Source organism: Pseudochelatococcus sp. B33 (genome assembly GCF_053570585.1).
The window spans coordinates 28,504-43,680 of the sequence record NZ_JBSEFH010000008.1 but is presented as its reverse complement, the minus strand read 5'-3'; the positions used below and the strand labels follow the sequence as shown (position 1 = coordinate 43,680).

General features: G+C 66.0%; 12 protein-coding genes. 4 read left to right on the top strand and 8 right to left on the bottom strand.

Translation table 11 applies throughout. From position 1 onward, the window contains the following. Positions 1 to 108: 108 nt before the first annotated feature. Both ACUSIJ_RS10405 and ACUSIJ_RS10400 read right to left on the bottom strand, forming a co-directional pair. Positions 109 to 1,107: a FecR family protein gene (locus tag ACUSIJ_RS10405; protein WP_449308323.1), complete on the bottom strand. Its 999-nt coding sequence runs from the start codon at positions 1,105 to 1,107 to the stop codon at positions 109 to 111. A gap of 104 nt (positions 1,108 to 1,211) precedes the next feature. Further along, entirely contained in the window at positions 1,212 to 1,727 is a 516-nt protein-coding gene (locus ACUSIJ_RS10400; RefSeq protein ID WP_449308322.1) for an RNA polymerase sigma factor, read from the bottom strand. A gap of 176 nt (positions 1,728 to 1,903) precedes the next feature. Here ACUSIJ_RS10400 and ACUSIJ_RS10395 point away from each other — a divergent pair, with 176 nt between their 5' ends. Next, positions 1,904 to 2,116: a hypothetical protein gene (locus tag ACUSIJ_RS10395; RefSeq protein WP_449308321.1), complete on the top strand. Its 213-nt coding sequence runs from the start codon at positions 1,904 to 1,906 to the stop codon at positions 2,114 to 2,116. Between the two features lie 52 nt (positions 2,117 to 2,168). Here the strand turns inward: ACUSIJ_RS10395 and ACUSIJ_RS10390 are convergent, their stop codons facing one another. From ACUSIJ_RS10390 to ACUSIJ_RS10375, 4 genes are all read right to left on the bottom strand, one after another. Next, complete coding sequence (locus tag ACUSIJ_RS10390) at positions 2,169 to 2,378, bottom strand: cysteine rich repeat-containing protein (RefSeq protein WP_449308320.1); 210 nt, start codon at positions 2,376 to 2,378, stop codon at positions 2,169 to 2,171. A gap of 117 nt (positions 2,379 to 2,495) precedes the next feature. Continuing rightward, entirely contained in the window at positions 2,496 to 5,615 is a 3,120-nt protein-coding gene (locus ACUSIJ_RS10385; RefSeq protein ID WP_449308319.1) for an efflux RND transporter permease subunit, read from the bottom strand. Between the two features lie 13 nt (positions 5,616 to 5,628). After that, positions 5,629 to 6,756: an efflux RND transporter periplasmic adaptor subunit gene (locus tag ACUSIJ_RS10380; protein WP_449308318.1), complete on the bottom strand. Its 1,128-nt coding sequence runs from the start codon at positions 6,754 to 6,756 to the stop codon at positions 5,629 to 5,631. Between the two features lie 53 nt (positions 6,757 to 6,809). After that, complete coding sequence (locus ACUSIJ_RS10375; RefSeq protein WP_449308317.1) at positions 6,810 to 7,094, bottom strand: EF-hand domain-containing protein; 285 nt, start codon at positions 7,092 to 7,094, stop codon at positions 6,810 to 6,812. 187 nt (positions 7,095 to 7,281) lie between these two features. Here ACUSIJ_RS10375 and ACUSIJ_RS10370 point away from each other — a divergent pair, with 187 nt between their 5' ends. Then, a complete protein-coding gene (locus ACUSIJ_RS10370) occupies positions 7,282 to 7,575 on the top strand; it encodes a hypothetical protein (RefSeq protein ID WP_449308316.1) in 294 nt (97 codons plus the stop codon). Between the two features lie 87 nt (positions 7,576 to 7,662). Here the strand turns inward: ACUSIJ_RS10370 and ACUSIJ_RS10365 are convergent, their stop codons facing one another. Further along, a complete protein-coding gene (locus ACUSIJ_RS10365) occupies positions 7,663 to 9,597 on the bottom strand; it encodes a sensor histidine kinase (protein WP_449308315.1) in 1,935 nt (644 codons plus the stop codon). Positions 9,598 to 9,608: 11 nt separating this feature from the next. Beyond that, positions 9,609 to 10,292: a response regulator gene (locus ACUSIJ_RS10360; RefSeq protein WP_449308314.1), complete on the bottom strand. Its 684-nt coding sequence runs from the start codon at positions 10,290 to 10,292 to the stop codon at positions 9,609 to 9,611. 516 nt (positions 10,293 to 10,808) lie between these two features. Between ACUSIJ_RS10360 and ACUSIJ_RS10355 the strand changes: the two genes are divergently transcribed. Together ACUSIJ_RS10355 and ACUSIJ_RS10350 are read left to right on the top strand one after the other, a co-directional pair. Continuing rightward, a complete protein-coding gene (locus ACUSIJ_RS10355; RefSeq protein WP_449308313.1) occupies positions 10,809 to 12,008 on the top strand; it encodes an efflux RND transporter periplasmic adaptor subunit in 1,200 nt (399 codons plus the stop codon). Positions 12,009 to 12,017: 9 nt separating this feature from the next. Continuing rightward, positions 12,018 to 15,164: an efflux RND transporter permease subunit gene (locus ACUSIJ_RS10350; RefSeq protein ID WP_449308312.1), complete on the top strand. Its 3,147-nt coding sequence runs from the start codon at positions 12,018 to 12,020 to the stop codon at positions 15,162 to 15,164. Positions 15,165 to 15,177 lie beyond the last annotated feature (13 nt).

The following is a 15,177-nucleotide window of genomic DNA, read 5'->3' as shown; positions in this document are numbered from 1 at the left end:
CGGTCGAAGGGCATGGGCGTATTGATACCGGTTCCCTTCACTCCATTGACGGGTGAGAAGGCACTTTGCCCAAAGAGGAGCTGTCACCTTTTTTCAGTTTTTCCGGCATCAGGTGATGAGGATCACCACGCCGGGGACGCGGCGCGCGGTCAGGCCCTGCGTCCTCGCGAGCGCCTGCACGGCAGACAGCGCCTCGCGCGTCGAGAAGATGGCGCTCACCGGCACATCGGCGTTCACGCCAGGCCCCATGACGATGCGCTCCGGGACATAGCGGCCAAGCTCGGCGATGGCGTTCGCGAACGGGCGCCCCTCGAAGATGACCCTGCCGGAGCGCCACGCCATCGCCACGTCGATGTCGACCGATGTCGCGGCTTCCGGAGAACCGCCGGACACGTAGCTCGTCTGCTCGCTGGCGACGAGTTCCACGCCGGCCACCGGGGCGGCGAGCGGATCGGTGGGCGAAGCGGGGCCGGCTACGCGGACGCGCCCCTCGACGACGGTGACCGTCGCCACGCCATCGAGTGCGCTGACGGAAAAGGTGGTGCCGAGCGCGTCGCTGTTGCCGCCGAGCGCCGCCACACGGAAGAGCGCCGAGTCGTCCGGCTTCACCCGGAACTGGGCTTCGCCTTGCAGGATCTCGACCAGCCGCAGCCGCGCCCCGAAATCGACGGCAAGAACGGTGTCCGTGTTGAGCGAGGCGACCGAGCCGTCCGGCAGGGTGACGTCCGCCTGCTCGCCGACGCCGGTCGTGAAGTCGGCCCTCCACCAGAGCTCAAGTCGCGGCATGGCGATAGTGGCAACAGCGGCGGCAGCGGCCCCGCCGCCTGCGAGCAGAAAACCCCGTCGGCCGATCGGTGCCCGGCGTGCGGGCTGCGGCGCATCGAAGGGCGGCATCCCGTCCGACCTGCCGTCCAGAACCTGCAATTGCTGCCAGAAGAGCCGCTCGCGATCGAAGACACGCCTGTGCTCGGGGGAGCTGTCGCGCCATGCCTTGAATTGCCTAAGATCCGCCTCGCTGACGTTGCCGGAGGTCAGGCGCACAATCCAGTCGCGCGCATCGAGAGCAATCCGGCGGTCGCTGTCGGGGAGTTTCTCGGACTCGTCCATTCAATCAATGCAATGCTGGGTTGTGGTGCGAAGCGCCCGGATTCGAGCGTCTCTACCTTATAGACGCGCGAGGGCCTGCTTTGCCGAAAGAAATTATCGAAAAATCAGTCAGCGAGGCCGTCGCGGAACTCGGCGAGGCGCTCCAGCGCCCGGCGGATATGATAGTAAACGGCCTTGTCGCTGATACCCAGCATCTCGGCGATCTTGCGATGCGGGATCCGCTCGATGCGGTTCATGAGGAAAATACGGCGCGTCTTCTCCGGCAGTTCGTCGAGCGCGTCGCGCACGGCCTTCAGATTGTCGCGGCCGATCAACGCCCGTTCGGGCGAAATGGCATCCACGCTCTCCCAGAGAAGCTCGGAGACCTCGGCGTCGATCTCGGCGCGCCGGCGCTCCTTGCGCAGATGGTCCGAAACCGTATTGTCCGCGACCTTGACGATGAAGCCGGCGGGGTTGTTGATCGTCCCGTCGAAGCCCGAGTTCTCCAGCCTGAGCCAGGCTTCCTGAACCAGCTCCTCCGCCGTCGCCCGGCTGCCGGTGCGCGCCCGCGCAGCCGCTTCGAGGCGCGGCCGCACCTTGACGAAGGTGGCGATCAATTGTCCAAGGGTCAGCCTGTCCACAGCAAATCACGAGCTCAATCGGCGATGCGGCACCACCATGCGGGTTCAGTCCGGAACCTATTGAATGGTGAAAAGCTCTGCAATGGCAATGATTTGGACTTATTCCAGAATACAGTCTCTCCACGGGCGGCACGTCCGGGAACGCATCTGTATTTTCGCAGCGATAGGCGACGTTAATGGTCTTCACGACCATGTTTCGCGTCCCCACGGACGCATTCTACTTTTCTGTAGAAAGTTGCAGGATTGTCACGGTCTGCCTATCGGATGACGATGTCCAGATGACAGGGGCTGTGCTGGATCTGAATGAAAAGCGCGTTGATGGTGATCTCGCGCCCGGGATCCGCGCTTTTGCGGAGAAACGGATCATGCAATTGGCGGGCGAGGCATGAACGGCCGCTGCTGCCGGTACCCCCGCCCGAGTGGAGTGGAGGGGCGGCGGGATCACTTCTTGGCGCTGGCTTGCAATTTCTGCAGGGCCTGGGCGCAGCCGACGGTCATTTCCTTCCCGTGAGCCTTCAGGCACGAGAGGATGCGGCCCTGGCCCGGCTTGACGTTCTTGCACAGCCTCTGAATATCCGCCTTGCAGTATTTCACCAGCTCATTGTCCTGCGCCAGCGCGGGAAGCGCAAAGAGAGCGGCGGAGATCAGCACGACAGAGGATACGGAACGGCACATTTCGATTACTCCTTATGGTACGGTGAAAAGCTTGTTCAAGGGCTTTCGCGCGGTCTCGCGGGCCGCCCTTCCAAAAAGCCGGGGCGGCCCTCGTCAACGCCTCGCCCGGAATCTTTCCTCCAGCCGCTGCATGACGACGAAGAGCGACGGCGTGAAAACGACGGTCAGGCAGGTCGATCCCAACATGCCGGTCAGAACCGCGATGCCGATCGACTTCTGCGCGCTCGCGCCCGCGCCGGTCTGCAGCACCAGCGGAACGACGCCGAGGATGAAGGCGATCGACGTCATCAGGATCGGGCGGAACCGGCTGCGCGCGGCTTCCACCGCCGCTTCCGCTACGCTTGTTCCGTCGTGCAGGCGCAGGTGGCGGGCGGTCTCCACGATCAGGATCGCGTTCTTCGCCGAAAGGGCGATGAGGAGCACGAGGCCGATCTGTGTGTAGAGATTGACCGCCGCGCCGGCGAGGAGCAGCGTCGCGGCGGTGCCGAGCAGCGCGAGCGGCACGGTGGCGATGATCGACACGGGCGCGTACCAGCTTTCATATTGTCCGGCGAGCACGAAATAGACGAGGATCAGGCTGAGCGCATAGACGAGGTAGATCTGCCCGCCGACTTCCCGCTCCTGATAGGAAACGGCGGTCCATTCGGTCGAAAAGCCGGGAGGCAACAGCTCCTTCGTGATCTTCTCCAGCGCATCCAGCGCCTGGCCGGTGCTGAAGCCCGGCGCCTGCGTGCCGATGATCTGGGCCGCAGGATAGAGATTGTAGAGACTGATCAGCGATGGGCCGGTGACGGGCGTCACCTCGGCCAGCGCGCCGAGCGGCACCATCTGCCCGGCATTGCCACGCAGCCTGAGCTGGGCGAGATCGACAAGGTCGATGCGCTTCGACGGCTCAGCCTGCACGTAGATCTGGAACACGCGGCCGAAGAGGTTGATCTGGCCCGCATAGGACGAGCCGATGAACTGGCTCACCGTGTCGAAGGCGCTGCCGGTATCGACGCCGAAGGTCTCGGTCTTCGTGCGGTCGAAGGCAATGGCGAATTGCGGCGCGTCGGCCCGGAACGGGCTGAAGGCCTGCCGGAAGGCGGGGTCTTTCTGCGTGGCCGCGATGACCGAGGCGGCCGCGTCCTGCAGGGCGATGTAATCGAAATTGCCGTCGCGCGCCTCGACCTGCATGGAGAAACCGGCGGCGTTGCCGATGCCCTGGATGGGCGGCGGCGGCAGGACGACCGCCTCGCCGTCGGGCAGGCTGGCCGTCAGTTCGCCGAGCCGGGTGTAGAGAGAACGAAGATCCTCGCCCTCTTTCCGCTCGCTCCAGTCGTTGAGAATGACGTAGAGCACCCCGGCGTTCGCGAGGCTCGCGTTGTTGTTGACGGCCGAGAGCCCGCTGATGGCGATGACGGTATCCACCGCGCCGACGGCTGCCACGCGGCCGCGGACGTCCTCCAGCGCCGTCCGGGTACGTTCCAGGGAGGCGCCTTCCGGCAGCTGCACGGAGACGAGGAAATAGCCCTGATCCTCGACGGGCAGGAAATCGGTCGGCACCCGCGACAGCAGGTAGGCCGAGAAGCCGACCAGCACGGCCGCGATGGCCGTGAAGACGAGGCTGAACCGGACCATCCGCGCCACCATCCCGGCGTAGGCGCGCTCGCAGGCGTCATAGACCCGGTTGAAGGCGCGGTAGAAGACGTTCTTGCGCTCTCCCGCCGGACGGGCCCTCAGCCAGAGCGCGCATTGGGTCGGTTTCAGCGTCATGGCGTTGACGGCGCTGATCAGGGCCGTCGCCGCGATGACCAGCGAGAACTGCCTGTACATCTCGCCGCTGAGGCCCGGCAGGAAAGCCGCCGGCAGGAAGACGGCGAGCAACACCAGCGTGATGCCGATGATCGGCCCGGTCAGCTGCTCCATGGCGAGCGCCGCCGCGTCGCGCGACGACCGGCCTTCCTCGAGGTGCTTGGCCGCCGCCTCCACTACGACGATGGCGTCGTCCACCACGATGCCGATGGCGAGGATGATGGCGAACAGGGTCGACAGGTTGATCGTGAAGCCGAAGGCCGCGAGCGCCGCGAAGGCGCCGATGATGGTCACCGGCACCGTCGTCGCCGGCACCAGCGTCGCCCGCCAGTCCTGCAGGAAGACGAGAATGACGAGGAGCACCAGCAGAGCGGCTTCCACCAGCGTGTGGTAGACGTCGTCGACGGCGGCGGCGACGAAGCGCGTCGTGTCGAAGGGAATGGCATGGCTCATGCCCTCGGGAAAATTCCCCGACAGCTCCTCCATCTTCGCTTTGACGCGCCCGATGACATCGAGCGCGTTGGCTTCTGGCAGCAGGAACAGGGAGAGGCCGGCGGCGGGGCGGCCGTCGATGGTGAAATCCTGGTTGTACTGCTGGGCGCCGAGTTCCACGCGGGCGACGTCGCTGAGCCGGGTGACCTGGCCGCTGTCCGACACGCGCACGATGATGTCCTCGAAGGCCGGCACGTCGGTGAGCCGGGAATCGAGCTTCAGCGTGTACTGGAAATCCTGGCCCATCGGCGCGGGCGGCAGGCCGAGCTGGCCGGCGGAGGTGGAGCGGCTCTGCTTGCCGATGGCATTGACGACGTCGGCGGGGATCAGGCCACGGGCGGCGAGCAGTTCCGGATCCATCCAGATGCGCACGGCATATTGTCCGGAGCCGAACACCGTGACGTTGCCGATGCCGGGGATGCGCGCGATCTGGTCGACGATGTTGATCGTCGCGTAGTTCGCCATGAACAGGCTGTCGTGCGCCGGATCGGAGGAGGTGAGCGCGACGATCGCGAGGATCGCGGTCGAGCGCTTGGCCGTTTGCACGCCCTGCGTCTGGACCGCGTCCGGCAGGGAGGAGAGGGCGCTCGCCACGCGGTTCTGGACGAGGATCTGCGCCTGATCGGGGTCCGTGCCGATCGTGAAGGTGACGGTCAACGTATAGGAGCCATCGCTGGTGGCGGTCGATTGCATGTAGAGCATGCCCTCGACGCCATTGACCTTCTGCTCGATGGGCAGCGCCACGTCGCGGACCACGGTTTCCGCATTCGCGCCGGGATAGCGGGCGGTTACCTGCACCGACGGCGGCACGATATCCGGATACTGCGAGACCGGCAGCCGTGTCAGCGCCACGAGGCCCAGGATCACCGTCAGGATGGCGATGACATTGGCAAGGACCGGCCGGTCGATGAAGAACTTGGCGATCATGGCGGCCCCGCGGTCAGAGCCGGTCGACGACGGTGACCGTCTCGCCCGGTCGCACGCCGCCTGCGCCCTGCACGACGACGCGGTCGGTCTCCGCCAGCCCCCCGACGATCTCGCGCAGGCCCTTGCCGGCCGGATCGCCGGTGACGACCTTGCGCAGCTCGACGCGCTTCTGCGGATTGACGACGAGGACCGTCTGTCCGAGCTGCGAACGGCTGATTGCCGTCTCGGGGATCACGAGCGCGGAATGGGGCGCGAGCGGAATGCGCACCCGCACGAACATTCCCGGCACGAAGAGACGATCGGAATTCCCGATGACGCCCCGCACGGTGATGGTGCCGGTATTCGCATCGAGTTCGGGCGCGATGTAGTTCAACTCGCCGACGTGGGGATAATCGCTTTCCGTCTGGAGGCCGATCTCCACTCTGATTGCGCCGGCGTCGCGGATCGTCATGTTCCGTTCCGCGAGCGCCTTGCGCACCGCGATCACCTGCTGCTCGTTGGCGGAGAAGAGGACGTACAGCGGATCGGGCTGCACGAGGGAGGCGAGCTTCGGGGCCGATGCCGCGTTGATATACGCGCCGACGTCGGCAGTGCGCGCCGCAAGGATGCCGTCGAAGGGCGCCCGAACTTCAGTATAGCCGAGGTTGAGCTCTGCGTTGCGGACCTTGGCCTGCGAGGCGGCGACCTGCGCCGCGGCAGTCTTCTGCTGGGCGACGGCGGAATCGAGGGTGCTTTCCGAAACCACCTGCCTGTTGGCGAGCGCCCGCTGGCGGGCGAGGTTGGCGTTGGCCTCCTCCAGATTGGCCTGCGACTGCGCAAGCTCCGCCTGCGCCGAGGCGAGGCTGATCTTGTATGGCTCCTGCTCGATGACGAAAACGATGTCGCCCTTGCGGACGTTCGCGCCGTCCTCGACATTGACCTTCTCCAGCGTGCCGGAGACGCGCGCGACGAGATCGACGCTGTTGACGGCCTGCAGGGTGCCGGTCGAATGCAGATACCGCGTCACCTGTTCGCGCGCCGGTGCCGTCACGGCGACTTTCCTGTGGCTCTCCTGCCTCTGGCTTTCCTGGGCGGAGGCCGCGCCGGCCGGGAGGCCGCTGACGAGGAGCAGGGTAGCGAGGATTCCGGTCGGCCAGCGCATCGTATTCTGATCCCTCTGTGGTCGGATCCTTCCGGCAGGCGGGCGAAGGGCCGCTACTGCACCGACGACAGCTCGTCGGGCGTGATGCGTCCGTCGCCGTTCTTGTCGATGCGGCCGAAGGCGAAGTCGTAGCGGCCGGATGACTTGATCTTGACCGCGTTCGGCCTGCCGGCCTCGGCGAGCTGGTCGATGAAGGTCCTGAATTCCGTCTTGTCGAGGGTGCCGTTGCCGTTCTTGTCGGCCGCGGCGAAGGCGCCGTCCTGCGCCTGTGCGCAGACCGTCGCGGCAAGCGCCGCGGCGAGGGCGGCCGTTGGAAGAAGAAGCCTGAAGGCGGACATTGCATTTCTCCTGTCGTGCTGCCGAAGGCCGGCGGTCGCATGGCCATGCCGCAGCGAGAGCCTGGGCCGTCGCGGTTTTCGTCAATACCGGCTGCGGCTTCCGGCAACTACCCCATGAATATGGCGTATCGCGAAAACCCGGCGTCGCGCATGGTGCGACAGAAGTGCCGGACATACGGGGCGAGCTATGAAGCATATCGAGGTGATTCTGCGTGCGGCGCTGGCTCTGGCCCCGCTTATGATGCTGGGGGCCATGACGATGACGCCGGTGCCGGCGGCGGCCGTCGTCTACTGCAAGACCGTCGGCGTGCCGAAGGGATGTGTCGCGCGGCCGGCGGCGCCGGCGAGGGCGAGAGCCGCCGTATACTGCACCGCGCCGGGCCTGCCGGTCGGCTGCGTTGCGAAACCGCGCGCAAGGGCCGCGGTGCCCGGCACGCCGATGAACCGGGGAGGCCCGGTCAATCGCGTCGGCCGCTGGTAGGTTCCCAATGCCGTGGCCTCACGCCGGCCTTGTCCGGACACCGCCGTGGGGTTTTGCCGACGCGCCGCGCTGAACGACTTTCCGGTATCACGCTCCGGGCGTTTCACCGGTGGCGCTCATGCCGAGATCGCCGGGCAGCCACAGGCTTACCCGTGTGCCGGACGGGCCGGACGACATGGCGAGGCGGGCCCCGCAGCGTTCGGCGCGCTGCCTCATGTTGGGCAGGCCGCGCCCCGTCATGGCCCGCGCCCCCGCATCGGCGGCGGGCCGGGGAGCGTCAAGGTCGAAGCCCTTGCCGTCATCCTCGATGGTGATGCGCCCGCCCGGCTTGCCCGTTTTGTCGCCCGCCGCCTCGACGATGACGCGAAGCGTCGTCGCGCCTGAATGCCGGATCGCGTTGGTCACGGCTTCGTCGATGAGGCGGACGATCTGGATGACATGCCAGGGGCGCAGGCCCGGAAAAACCGGCAGGCCCCCAGGCGCCACCTGCCACGACAGCCGGATGCCGTGGGCGCGCAACTGTGCCGATATCCGCTCCCGCCAGGAGCCGAGCGCCAGCATCAGGTCGCCGTCGATCTCCTCCATCGCGTCGATGACAAGGCGCAGGTCCTTCAGCGCGGCGCGTGCGGCATCGCCGATAGCCGTGCCCTCGCGGCCCATCTGCTCCGTGAGGGCGACGATGCTGACGAGCTGCCCGCCGAGGCCGTCGTGCAGGTCGCGCATGAGTCGCGTCCGCTCCGCCGCCAGCGCCTCGTTGCGTGCCCGTTCTTCCTCGCGGGCAAAGCTCGCCCGCAGCTTCTCCTCCGCCTCACGGACCCGCAGCACCAGCCTGCCGGCGAAGCTGTCGGCCTCGTTCAGCGCCTGCACGATGCGCCAGGTCAGCCCGATGCCGATGGCGATCAGGACCGCGGAGTAGGAGAGGCGGCCGAGGAATATCCGCTCGCCCGGAAGGGCGTTCAGCACGGTCAGCACGTCGTGGGCCCAGAAGACCACGACGACGGTCAGCGTCGAGCCGAGGAAGAAGCTGCTTTTCTCTCCCTTGGCCACCGCCGACCAGCCGAGGATGAGCGCGATCAGGATGACGAACAGGCCGATGCTCGCGGGGCCCAGCACCATATAGATCGTCCACAGATCCGCCGGGTCGCGGAACAGGCCTGTGGCCAGGATCGCGAGACCGGGGAAGAAGGCCAGCCATTCCAGCGCAGAGGACCTGAGATTCGCGAGACGCGCCGCGAAAAGCAGCGCCAGCGCGCTTTCCAGCGTGCCGGCGGCGGCGAGAAAGCCCTGTAGAGCCGGATACGCCGGCTGGGGGACGATAAAGTGCTGCGCCGCGCCGATCGCCATCGCCGCCGCTAGCCAGCCATAGGCGGTCTCGTGGCGCCGGTTCAGCCAGATCAGGCCGAGGATCGTCCCGATCGTCCCCTGCCAGACGGCGAGGACGAGCGGTATCGTGGCAAACAGGAAGATGCGCTTGTCGTAGGCGGGCCTCAGTTCGGCATCCGGCCCGACGTAGGCGCTGTCGAGATAGCCGGTGAGCGGCCCCCAGACGAAGAGCCGGACGGTGACTTCGTTGGCATCGTCGCGCAAGAGCGCCTGCGGTATCAGCGCGATGGCGGGACTGTTGCGGTTCAGCCGTCTCGCGCCGGGATTGCGGCGGGTATCGAGGATGACCGTGCCGTTGATGGCGACCTCGGCGCTGCTCGTGAACCTCGGGAGGAAGAGAGACCACGGCAGCGCATTGTCGGAAGGAGAACGGTCGAAGCGCATCCTGTAGAGGAGGGGCGCCGGATCGGCCCTGGTGCGCGCCGTGCCGGCGTGCTCGTAGGTGTGGGGCAGCTCGATGGGCTGCCACGAGACGCCGTCCTCGCTGATCTCCGCGCCGGCGAGCCGGTACTGGAGCGGCGGCGTGGGCGGGCTCAGCCGGAAGAGGGAAATGCAGAACGCCGCAATGACGATCTGAAAGGCGAGATAGGCCAGCAGCCGATGGTCTCTCGAACGGGCGATCGGAAGGCTCTCGGCCATGAACAACGCTTCTATAGTTTGATGAGCCCCCGCTGAAGGGCTTCGAAGACGGCCTCGCCACGTGTATTGACGTCGAGCTTGCGGTAGATGTTCTTGATATACCCGGGAACGGTCTGCCGGGAAATACCGAGACGGTCGGCGATGTCGGCATAGCTGAAGCCCTTGGCGATGCCCCAGAGGATATCGATCTCGCGCGGCGTGAGCTTCGCGGTGTTGAGGTCCGAGGGCATGGGCTGGCCCGGCCGTCCCTGCGTGCGGCGGACGATGAAACGGGCGATCGATGCGGAGATCGGCGAATGGCCGCGCATCAGGTCGCGTACCGTATCGGCGATGTCCGTCGGAAAGGCATCCTTCAGCAGATAGCCGTTCGCGCCGAGCAGGATGGCGGAAATCACGCTTTCCTCATCGCCGAGGATCGAGATGACCATGATCTCCGTCGCCTCGCTGCGCTGGCGCACGTCCCGGATGAGTTCCAGACCGTTGCCGTCCGGCAGATGGAGGTCGGTGAGCAGCACGTCCGGAACGGTGTCGTCGACGAGCGCGCGCGCCTCGGCGAGATTCGCAGCCTCGTTCACCAGGAACTCCGCCTGACGCGACAGGGCGTCGCTGATGCGCCAGCGTGTCGGCGCATCATCTTCGACGATAAGGACCGAGGTCTGCTTGCCGGCGCCTTCGTTCGACTGCGCGGATGCCATCTGTGTCCCTTTCCGTCAGGTGTCCGTTGATGCGAAGCCCTCGCGGATTATCGCCAAAATGACGCCTGCCCGACAGCCATGATTATGGGGGGAGGGGGGATCCTGCCTGCCTCGGTCGCAGCGCCGAGGATGCTGGGGGCTTCTTCGTTCGGCAGGCCAAAGCGGCGGACATTCAAGTTGAACCGCGCCGCCGGCTCCAATGCCCTTCCTGCTTCGGGAAAAGATGGCTTCGGGAAAAGATGGTACCGGCAATCCGTTCGAAGCCGGCTGCGATGCCGGGATAACGGAAAGGCGAAGGCCGGTGCTGCAATCGCCATCGAGTCGACAGCCACCTATTCAGAAAGAGTCTGTCTCGCTGCCGTTTACAGTGCTGTAACGGGCAGGTATATCCTACTGCGCCGTTGTTATGCTCATGCTCGTTTCAGCTGCATCTTGCGGGCTGGACGTGCCCACCCGGTCGGTATTCTTTGCCGACTTGCATGCTCGTCCGACGGCATGATGCGGGGGGACGTATTCATGGTTGCTTTCGTTGCTGGCCGACTTGCGATGGCGTGCTGCGCCGGTCTGGTAACCGCCTGCCTTGCCGTTCCGGCAACCGATCTGGTCGCGGGGCGGGCGTTCGCACAGGTGCCGGGGCGTGCTCCCCCGGCAGTGGGAGTGGTTGCAGCGACCGCGCAGACCATGAACGAGAGCACGGAATTTTCCGGGCGCGTGCAGTCGCGCGAGCGGGTCGATCTCCTGGCGCGCGTCACCGGCTTCCTGGAGGAGCAGGCGTTTCAGGAGGGCGCGGAAGTGAAGGCCGGCGATATCCTCTACCGCATCGAACGCGGGCCCTACCAGGCCGCCCTCGATGCGCAGGCGGCGCTGGTGGAGCAGGCGAAAGCGCAGCTCGTCAATGCCGAGCTCACCCTGACGCGCGCGCAGGAGCTTCTGGCCCGCAACGCCGGACCGCAGACGAACGTGGATAACGCCCTCGCCGCCGAGCGCAGCGCCAAGGCGCAGGTGTCGCTGGCGGAGGCGCAGCTTCGCGCGGCGCAGATCAACCTCGACTACACCGAGATCCGTTCTCCCATTGATGGCCGCATCGGCCGCACCTCGGTCACGCAGGGCAATGTCGTGGGGCCGAATTCCGGCGTCCTGGCGACGATCGTCAGCCAGGACCCGATGTACGTGACCTTTCCCGTCCCGTCGCGTGAGATCCTCCAACTCGGTGACGAGGAGCGCGCCGACGGTGGCAAGGGGCTGAACGTGCGGCTGAGGCTGGCGGACGGTTCGCTTTACACCGAGGTCGGCAAGCTCGATTTCATCGACACGTCGGTGGCGCAGGATACCGATACGATCCTGTTGCGCGGCGTCATCACCAATCCGCCCGTCCCGACCGCCGGTGACGGCGTCGGCTCCGTCCGCAGGCTTACCAACGACGCGTTCGTCACGGTCATCCTCGAAGCGGTAGAGCCGACGAAATCTCTCGCCGTGCCGCGGTCGGCGATCCTCTCCGATCGGCAGGGAGACTACGTTTTCATCGTCGACGCCGACAACAAGGCGCAGCAGAAGCGCGTCAAGCTCGGGCAGTCGACCCCGCTCGTCGCTGCCGTCGTGGACGGTCTGAACGAGGGCGACAGCGTCATCGTCGAGGGCATACAGAACGTTCGCCCGGGCGAGCCGGTCTCGCCCGCGCCGGCGAGCCAGTCGGCTGCCGCTGCGGCGCAGCAGTAGGGGCGGGCCATGATCTCCTCGGTCTTCATCCGCCGGCCGCGCCTGGCGATCGTCATCGCCATCGTCATTTCCATTGCCGGTCTGCTGGCGCTGATGCGCATTCCCGTGGCGCAACTGCCCGACATCGTGCCGCCTCAGGTCAAGGTGAGCGGCTTCTACCCCGGCGCCTCCGCCGATGTGGTGGAATCCGCTGTCGCACAGCCGCTCGAGGCCAAGATCATCGGCGTTGACCGCATGCTGTACATGAAGAGCACCAGCGGCGCGGATGGCTCCTACAACCTCACGGTGAGCTTCGAGCTGGGTTCCGACCCGGATATGAACACGGTCAACGTCAACAACCGCGTCCAGACCGCGCTCGCCAGCCTGCCGCCGGAGGTGCAGCAGCAGGGACTGACGGTGCAGAAGCAGTCGTCGTCGATTCTGCAGTTCATCATGTTGACGAGCGACAATCCCGCCCACGATGAGCTCTTTCTCACCAACTACGCCACGATCAACATCCTCGACAGCCTCGCGCGCACGCCCGGCGTGGGGTCGGCCACGCTTTTCGGCCGCATGAACTATTCGATGCGGATCTGGTTCGATATCGAGCGTCTCACCAGCCTCGGCCTGATCCCGTCGGACATCACGCGCGCCATCGCCGCGCAGAACGTGCAGGCGCCGGTGGGGCGCATCGGCGCGCAGCCGGTGCCCGATGACCAGCAGTTTCAGTTCAATGTTTCCACGCAAGGCCGCCTGACCACGGGCGAGGAGTTCGGCGCCATCGTCCTGCGCGCCAATCCGGATGGTTCGGTGCTGCGCGTAAGGGACGTCGCGCGCGTGGAACTCGGCGCCCAGAACGAGGACACGACGAGCCGTCTCGACGGCGGCGAGGCGGTCGCGATCGGCATCTATCAGGCGCCCGGCGCCAACGCGATCAGTGCGGCGGAGGCGATCGGCGCGACGCTCGACGATCTGAGCCAGCGCTACCCCCAGGGGATGCGCTCCCAGATCGTGTTCGACACCACCACCTTCGTGAACGCCACCATCGACGAGGTGATCAAGACGCTGTTCGAGGCGTTCGTTCTGGTGGCCGTCGTGGTGTTCCTCTTTCTCGGCAACCTGCGAGCCACCCTCATCCCGATCATCGCGGTGCCCGTCAGCCTGGTCGGCACTTTCGCGGTGCTGCTGGCGCTTGGCTTCTCCGCCAACACGGTGTCGCTGCTGGCGCTGGTGCTGGCGATCGGCATCGTCGTCGATGACGCCATCGTCGTGGTGGAGAACGTCGAGCGCGTGCTGGAGGAGGAGCCGGAGCTGACGCCGGCGCAGGCCGCCGAGAAGGCCATGAACGAGGTGACCGCACCGATCATCGCCGTGACCCTGGTCCTGCTGTCGGTGTTCGTGCCGATCGGGTTCATTCCCGGCATTTCCGGCGAGCTGTTCCGGCAGTTCGCCGTGACCATCAGCGTGTCGATGGTCATTTCCGCGATCAACGCGCTGACGCTGTCGCCCGCGCTCTGCGCCGTGCTGTTGCGCCATGGCGGGCCGAAACGCGGCGTGCTGGGCTGGGTCAGCGCGCGCATCGACAACGTGCGCGACGGCTACGCCGCCCTTGTGCGGCGGCTGGTGCGGGTGGCCGTGCTGTCGCTGGCGGTGGTGGTCGCCGTGGGTGTCGGCGTCGTGTCGCTGTCGGGGATCACGCCGACCGGCTTTTTGCCGGAGGAGGATCAGGGCGCGTTCTTCATCAGCGTGCAATTGCCGGACGGCGCGTCGACCAATCGTACCCGTGAGGTGACGAAGGAGGTGGAGGCGCTTGTTCGGAAGATGCCGCAGGTCGAGCATGTCACCTCGATTGTGGGCTATTCGTTCCTCGACGGCTTTTCGGCCAGCAACGCGGCTTACATCGTCGTCACGCTGAAGGACTTCGCCGATCGGCCGGCAGCGCAGGATTCCGCGCAGGCGCTGATCCGCGACGTCTTCGTTGCGTCGATGCAGATCCGTGTCGCCAACGTGCTGCCGATCAATCTGCCGCCGGTCATCGGATTGTCCACGAGCGGCGGTTTCGAATACCAGCTTCAGAACCTCGAAGGAGCGGAGCCGGCCGCGATGGCCAGCGTGGTACAGGCTCTCGTTTCCGCGGCCAATCAGGATGAGAGGCTGACGCAGGTTTTCTCGACCTTCCGGGCGACGACGCCGTCGATCTATCTCGATATCGACCGCGAGAAGGCGCAGGCGCTCGGTGTCAGCGTCGGCGATATCTTCTCGACCGTGCAGGCAACGCTTGGCGGGGCCTATATCAACGACTTCAACCTCTACGGCCGGACGTGGCAGGTGAACCTGCAGGGTAACGCGGCCGACCGGCGCGACGTGGATGCGCTGTGGAACATCTATGTGCGCAACAACAGGGGCGCCATGGTGCCGCTGCGATCCGTCGCCACCGCGCGGACGGAAGTGGGGCCGCAGGTCATCACCCGATACAACAACTATCGCTCGGTGACGATCAATGGCAGTCCTGCCCCCGGCGTATCATCGGGTGACGCGATGGCGGCCATGGCGGAAGTGTCGGAGAAGACGCTACCGGCGGGCTACAGCTTCGAATGGACCGGAACAGCCTATCAGGAGCAGGGCACCGCCGGACAGACGACGGTGATCATGGCGCTGGCGATCCTGTTCGCCTACCTGTTTCTCGTCGCGCTTTACGAGAGCTGGACGATCCCGGTGCCGGTCCTGCTGTCGGTGTCCGTCGCCATCATGGGGGCGTTCATCGGCCTCATCGCTTTCGGCCTGACGCTCGATCTCTACGCGCAGATCGGCCTCGTGGTGCTGATTGCGCTTGCGGCGAAGAACGGCATTCTGATCGTCGAATTCGCCAAGGAACGGCGCGAGGCGGGGATCGGCATCTCGGAGGCCGCGATGCTCGGGGCGAAGCTCCGATTCCGCGCGGTGATGATGACATCGATCGCCTTCATCCTCGGTCTCGTGCCGCTGGTGCGAGCGCATGGCGCGTCCGAAATCGCCCGGCACAACGTGTCGACGCCGGTCTTTGCCGGCATGATCGCAGCCGCCGTCTTCGGGATCTTCCTCATCCCGATGCTCTATGTCACGTTCCAGTCCGTCCGTGAGAGGGTGAAGGGACGATTCGGGGCACAAAAGCAGCAGCCGGTGACACCGCCGCCATAATAATCTGAGGCTG

Excerpts from the sequence above, each read along its gene's own strand:
- ACUSIJ_RS10385 (WP_449308319.1), bottom strand. The coding sequence starts at position 5,615 with ATGATCGCCAAGTTCTTCATCGACCGGCCGGTCCTTGCCAATGTCATC.
- ACUSIJ_RS10355 (WP_449308313.1), top strand. The coding sequence starts at position 10,809 with ATGGTTGCTTTCGTTGCTGGCCGACTTGCGATGGCGTGCTGCGCCGGT.
- ACUSIJ_RS10375 (WP_449308317.1), bottom strand. The coding sequence starts at position 7,094 with ATGTCCGCCTTCAGGCTTCTTCTTCCAACGGCCGCCCTCGCCGCGGCG.
- ACUSIJ_RS10350 (WP_449308312.1), top strand. The coding sequence starts at position 12,018 with ATGATCTCCTCGGTCTTCATCCGCCGGCCGCGCCTGGCGATCGTCATC.
- ACUSIJ_RS10405 (WP_449308323.1), bottom strand. The coding sequence starts at position 1,107 with ATGGACGAGTCCGAGAAACTCCCCGACAGCGACCGCCGGATTGCTCTC.
- ACUSIJ_RS10395 (WP_449308321.1), top strand. The coding sequence starts at position 1,904 with ATGGTCTTCACGACCATGTTTCGCGTCCCCACGGACGCATTCTACTTT.
- ACUSIJ_RS10360 (WP_449308314.1), bottom strand. The coding sequence starts at position 10,292 with ATGGCATCCGCGCAGTCGAACGAAGGCGCCGGCAAGCAGACCTCGGTC.
- ACUSIJ_RS10370 (WP_449308316.1), top strand. The coding sequence starts at position 7,282 with ATGAAGCATATCGAGGTGATTCTGCGTGCGGCGCTGGCTCTGGCCCCG.
- ACUSIJ_RS10380 (WP_449308318.1), bottom strand. The coding sequence starts at position 6,756 with ATGCGCTGGCCGACCGGAATCCTCGCTACCCTGCTCCTCGTCAGCGGC.
- ACUSIJ_RS10365 (WP_449308315.1), bottom strand. The coding sequence starts at position 9,597 with ATGGCCGAGAGCCTTCCGATCGCCCGTTCGAGAGACCATCGGCTGCTG.